This is a genomic window from Mesorhizobium sp. M7A.F.Ca.CA.004.04.2.1 (assembly GCF_004022825.1).
Classification (GTDB): Bacteria; Pseudomonadota; Alphaproteobacteria; order Rhizobiales; family Rhizobiaceae; genus Mesorhizobium.
In genome coordinates, this window is sequence record NZ_RZPH01000434.1 from 1 (window position 1) to 4,725 (window position 4,725).

The window sequence follows — 4,725 nt, forward strand, 5'->3', positions numbered from 1 at the left end:
CTTTTGGCCATGCCTTGGTCAAAGAATAGGTGGCGACAGCCAGATCCATCCCCTGCTGCCACACGATAAGATCCTTGTAGGAATTGATCTTGCCGGTCATCTCACTGCCTACTGCCTACTGCCTACTGCCTACTGCCTACTGCCTTCCAATTAATGCTCGCGCGATGATGACGCGCATGATCTCGTTGGTGCCTTCGAGGATCTGGTGCACGCGCAGGTCCCGCACCAGCTTCTCGATGCCGTAGTCGTGCAGGTAGCCATAGCCGCCGAGCAGCTGCAGTGCGTCGTTGGCGACATTGAAGCCGGTATCGGTGACGAAGCGCTTGGCCATCGCCGACCATTTGCCGGCGTCCGGCGCCTTGCGGTCGAGCTTCGCGGCGGCAGCATAGAGGAAAATACGCGCCGCCTGCAGTTCGGTCTCCATGTCGGCCAGCCTGAACTGCAGCGCCTGGAACTGGTTGATCTTCGAGCCGAAGGCCTTGCGCTCGGCGGTGTAGGAAAGCGCCTTGTCGAGCGCCGACTGCGCGCCGCCCAGCGAACAAGCGGCGATGTTCAGACGGCCGCCGTCGAGCCCGGCCATGGCGATGCCGAAACCCGCACCTTCGCCGGACAAAAGGTTCTCCGCCGGCACCTTGCAATCCTCGAAGATGACCTGGCGGGTCGACTGCATATGCCAGCCCATCTTGTGCTCGTTGGCGCCGAAGGAGAGGCCTGGCGCATCTCTGGGCACGACGATGGTGGAAATGCCTTTCGGCCCCTCAGTGCCGGTGCGCACCATGACGGCATAGACATCGCTGTCGCCGGCGCCGGAGATGAACTGCTTGGTGCCGTTCAGGACATAGTCGCCGCCGCTCTTGACCGCGCGCGTTTTCAGGGCCGCGGCATCGGAGCCGGAGCCGGGCTCGGTCAGGCAATAGCTGGCCAGCCATTCCATCGAGGTGAGTTTCGGCAGGAAGCGCTGACGCTGCTCGTCATTGCCGAAACGGTCGATCATCGACGCCACCATGTTGTGGATCGAGATGAAGGACGAAAAGGCCGGATCGGCGTGCGAAAGCGCCTCGAAGATCAGCACGGCGTCGAGCCGGCCAAGTGCCGAGCCGCCGACATCGTCCCTGATATAGATGCCGCCGAGGCCGAGCGGCCCGGTCTCGCGGATCACGTCGGCCGGGAAATGCTTGTTGCGGTCCCAGTCGAGCGCATTCGGCGCGACGCGGTCGGCGGCGAAGGCCTGCGCCATCTCCTGGATGGCGCGCTGCTCCTCGTTGAGTTCGAACTGGTTGGTGCTCGCATCGACCGCAGCGTCCATGGCGTGCTCCCTAATCTTCGACCTGTTGGCCTGTCGTTTTTGGCTTTGCGCGCGCACCAATCTAGACCAATGATGCCGCCGCGCAACCCGACCCTTCGCGGAGCGGCTGTGCACCAATGCATGCCCGGAGCACGATGTGACGACAAAATTCGATGAACTGCTGGGACAGTTCCACGCATACCTTGCGTCAGTCGATCACGCCCTGGTGCGCGATGCCGTGGCCCGGATCGGCTGGGACATGCCGGCTCGCACGCTGGAGCCGCATCCGCTCGCCTGCCTGAGCCATCTCGATCGCGCCGCCGAACTGGCGCCGCCAGATGCCAAGCCGCTGTTGCAACTGCTTGCCGAGCATCGGAATGATTTCCGCTGGGGGCAGACCTATGGCGAGGCGGACTTTGGAAAAGAGTTCATCGACAATTACGGCTGGCTGGAAGTGTTCGGCACCCGAGGCCACTTCGCCAATGACGAGGTCGCTGCCGGCCTGCTGATCCTTGGACCCGATATCGTCTATCCCGACCACCACCACGTCGCCGAGGAAATCTACATTCCGCTGACCGGCGGCGCCGAGTGGCGCATGGGCGAGAGCGGCTTTTGCATGCGCACGGCCGGCGAGGTCGTCCACCACGCGTCCAACGTCAATCACGCCATGCGCACCGGCAAAGACCCACTGCTGGCGCTCTACATCTGGCGCGGCGGGCCACTGGCGCAGAAATCCGATATTGCCGGAACCGTGGCGCAGGGCAGGGGCTGATGGCCAGAGCGATCATGCTGCAGGGCACGGGTTCGGATGTCGGCAAGACGGTGCTGGTCGCCGGCCTCTGCCGCGCGGCAAAAAAGCGTGGGCTGAAGGTGCGGCCATTCAAGCCGCAGAACATGTCGAACAATGCCGCCGTCGCCGACATTCCGGGCGACAACAAAGCCGGCGGCGGCGAGATCGGCCGCGCGCAATGGCTGCAGGCGATCGCTTGCGGTGTGGCACCCTCGGTCCATATGAACCCGGTGCTGCTCAAGCCGCAGACCGATGTCGGCGCGCAGGTCATCGTGCAGGGCAAGGTGTTTGGCGAGGCGCGGGCGCGCGACTACCAGGCGATGAAGGGCCGGCTGATGGACGCCGTGCTGGACTCCTGGGGCAAGATCGGCGAGGGCGCCGATCTGGTCATCGTCGAGGGCGCCGGCTCGCCGGCCGAGATCAACCTTCGCAGCCGCGACATCGCCAATATGGGCTTTGCCACGCGCGCCGACGTGCCGGTGGTGCTGGTCGGCGACATCGATCGCGGCGGCGTCATCGCCTCGGTCGCCGGCACGCATCTGATCCTGCCGGAAGAGGACCGACGGATGATCGTCGGCTATCTCATCAACAAGTTTCGCGGCGACGTTTCGCTGTTCGACGACGGTATCAGGTCGATCGAGAAATTCACGGGCTGGCGCTGTTTCGGCGTCGTTCCGTGGTTGAAGGCGGCGGCACGCTTGCCTTCGGAAGATTCGGTGGTGCTGGAACGGCTGGCGTCTGGCGAAACGCGCGCGCTGAAGGTGGCCGTGCCGGTGCTTGGCCGCATCGCCAATTTCGACGATCTCGACCCGCTCAAGGCCGAACCGCAGGTCGAGGTGGTGTTCGTGCCGCCCGGAAAGCCATTGCCTGCCGATGCCGGGCTGGTGGTCATTCCAGGCTCCAAGTCGACGATCGGCGATCTGCTGAAGTTCCGCGAGAACGGATGGGATCGCGACTTGCTGGCCCATCGCAAGCGCGGCGGCCATGTCGTTGGTATCTGCGGCGGCTTCCAGATGCTCGGCCGCACAGTGCGCGACCCTGACGGCATCGAAGGCAGCGTCATCGAAGCCGAAGGGCTCGGCCTCCTCGACGTCGAAACGGTGATGGAACCGGAAAAGACGGTGCGCAACGTCAGCGCCCGTTCGGTGCCGTTCGACTTGCCGCTCGAAGGCTACGAAATCCACCTCGGCCGCACCATCGGACCGGATACGCTGCGGCCTTCCGCTGTCATCAATGGTGTCGAGGACGGGGCGGTGTCGGCCGACGGCAAGGTGATCGGCACCTATATGCACGGCCTGTTTGGCGCCGACGGCTTTCGCGGGAGATTCCTCGAAAGCCTCGGCATCAAAGGCGGCGGCATCGACTACCGGGCCGAGGTCGAGCGGGCGCTGGACGAGGTCGCAGCCGAGCTGGAGACCCATCTCGACTGCGACGCGATCTTTGCGCTGGCTCGGTAATTCGCAGAGCGCCCGAGGTTGGCTCAGGCCTTTTCGCCCGCCTTCGGCCAGTAGGTGCCGAAGGACCAGACGTTGCCTTCCGGGTCGCGGCAGATGAACTCGCGGCTGCCATAGTCGCGGTTGGTTAATTCCTGGATGATCGTGGCGCCGGCGTTCCTGGCCTTGGCATAGGCGGCATCGGCATCGTAGACGGCAATGTAGATCGACTTGCCGCCGCCTGAGCCGGGTTCGCCGACCATCTTGCCGTAGTCGTCGTCGCGCACCGTGCCCAGCATGATCATCGAGGAGCCGAAGACCAGTTCGGCATGGTGCACGACATCGCCTTCGCCATAGCGGGCACGGACGCTGAAGCCGAAAGCCTCGCCCAGCCAATCGATCATTCTTGCCGCGTTCTTGTAGCGCAAAGCGGGGTAGAGGCGGGGCGCTTCAGTGGTGGTTGGCATGGGAACCTCCTTCATTTGGGTTGGTCGATAACCCACCCTGCTCAAAGACCGTTCCGGCGTCTTGAAGAAATGTTACCTGACAGAGAGCGCGGTCGGCGTTTCGCCGGCGAGGTCGCGAAACTCGCGCACCAGATGCGCCTGGTCGGCATAGCCGCAATCGGCGGCGATGCCGGCCCAGTCGACGGTCTGTTGTCTCGACAGGCCGAGCGCGCGGTTGAAGCGGACAATGCGCGACAGCGTCTTGGGGCCGATGCCGATGGCGTTGGAAAAACTGCCGGCGAGATGCTTGCGGCTCCAGCCCAGCCTTTCGGCGATTGATCCAATGCGGGTCCGGCCGCCGGATGCGATGATGCGGTCATAGGCCCAGGCGATTTCAAGCGGCGTCTCGGCGGCATTCTCGAGACGGGCGGTGACGAAGGCTTCGGCCATGTCGAAACGCGCCGTCCAGTCCGGCGCGTTGCCAAGCTTTTCACGCAGCGCCAAGCCTTGCGCGCCAAGCACGTCGTCGAGGACGACCATGCTGTCGGCCAGTTCGCTCATCGGCAGGCGGAAGAAACGGCGTGCGCCAAGCGGCGTGAAGTTGACCTGGACGCAGCAGGCGCCGCCGAATGATTCGATCAGCACCGGTCCGGCAAAGAGGCCGGCGGCGAAACTGGCGAAGCGGTCATTGTCGCCGGGCGCCTTGCCGAGGCCGATGGCGAAGGGTTCGGCGAAGCTGATGACCAGCGGTACGGTGAGGGACGCGTATTC

5 protein-coding genes and 1 pseudogene are annotated in these 4,725 nt (G+C 64.3%); 2 read left to right on the top strand and 4 right to left on the bottom strand.

Annotated features, from left to right (window positions below):
* Both EN893_RS40045 and EN893_RS19345 read right to left on the bottom strand, forming a co-directional pair.
* Positions 1–100: pseudogene (locus EN893_RS40045) on the bottom strand (diversity-generating retroelement protein bAvd family protein); the annotation flags it as partial.
* 36 nt (positions 101–136) lie between these two features.
* Entirely contained in the window at positions 137–1,306 is a 1,170-nt protein-coding gene (locus EN893_RS19345) for an isobutyryl-CoA dehydrogenase (protein ID WP_127271451.1), read from the bottom strand.
* 136 nt (positions 1,307–1,442) lie between these two features.
* Between EN893_RS19345 and EN893_RS19350 the strand changes: the two genes are divergently transcribed.
* Positions 1,443–2,057 carry a dimethylsulfonioproprionate lyase family protein gene (locus EN893_RS19350; RefSeq protein WP_127268802.1) on the top strand — a complete coding sequence of 205 codons (615 nt, stop codon included), beginning with the start codon at positions 1,443–1,445 and terminating at the stop codon, positions 2,055–2,057.
* A complete protein-coding gene (locus tag EN893_RS19355) occupies positions 2,057–3,532 on the top strand; it encodes a cobyric acid synthase (RefSeq protein WP_127268803.1) in 1,476 nt (491 codons plus the stop codon). The genes EN893_RS19350 and EN893_RS19355 overlap by 1 nt, the downstream gene beginning before the upstream one ends.
* A 23-nt stretch (positions 3,533–3,555) precedes the next feature.
* Here the strand turns inward: EN893_RS19355 and EN893_RS19360 are convergent, their stop codons facing one another.
* The gene (locus EN893_RS19360; protein ID WP_127268804.1) at positions 3,556–3,975 is read right to left on the bottom strand and encodes a VOC family protein; all 420 of its coding nucleotides are present in this window, start codon (positions 3,973–3,975) and stop codon (positions 3,556–3,558) included.
* 72 nt (positions 3,976–4,047) lie between these two features.
* The coding region (locus EN893_RS19365) for an AraC family transcriptional regulator (RefSeq protein ID WP_164900958.1) at positions 4,048–4,725 on the bottom strand (678 nt) is incomplete at its 5' end.

Excerpts from the sequence above, each read along its gene's own strand:
- EN893_RS19345 (WP_127271451.1), bottom strand. The coding sequence starts at position 1,306 with ATGGACGCTGCGGTCGATGCGAGCACCAACCAGTTCGAACTCAACGAG.
- EN893_RS19360 (WP_127268804.1), bottom strand. The coding sequence starts at position 3,975 with ATGCCAACCACCACTGAAGCGCCCCGCCTCTACCCCGCTTTGCGCTAC.
- EN893_RS19355 (WP_127268803.1), top strand. The coding sequence starts at position 2,057 with ATGGCCAGAGCGATCATGCTGCAGGGCACGGGTTCGGATGTCGGCAAG.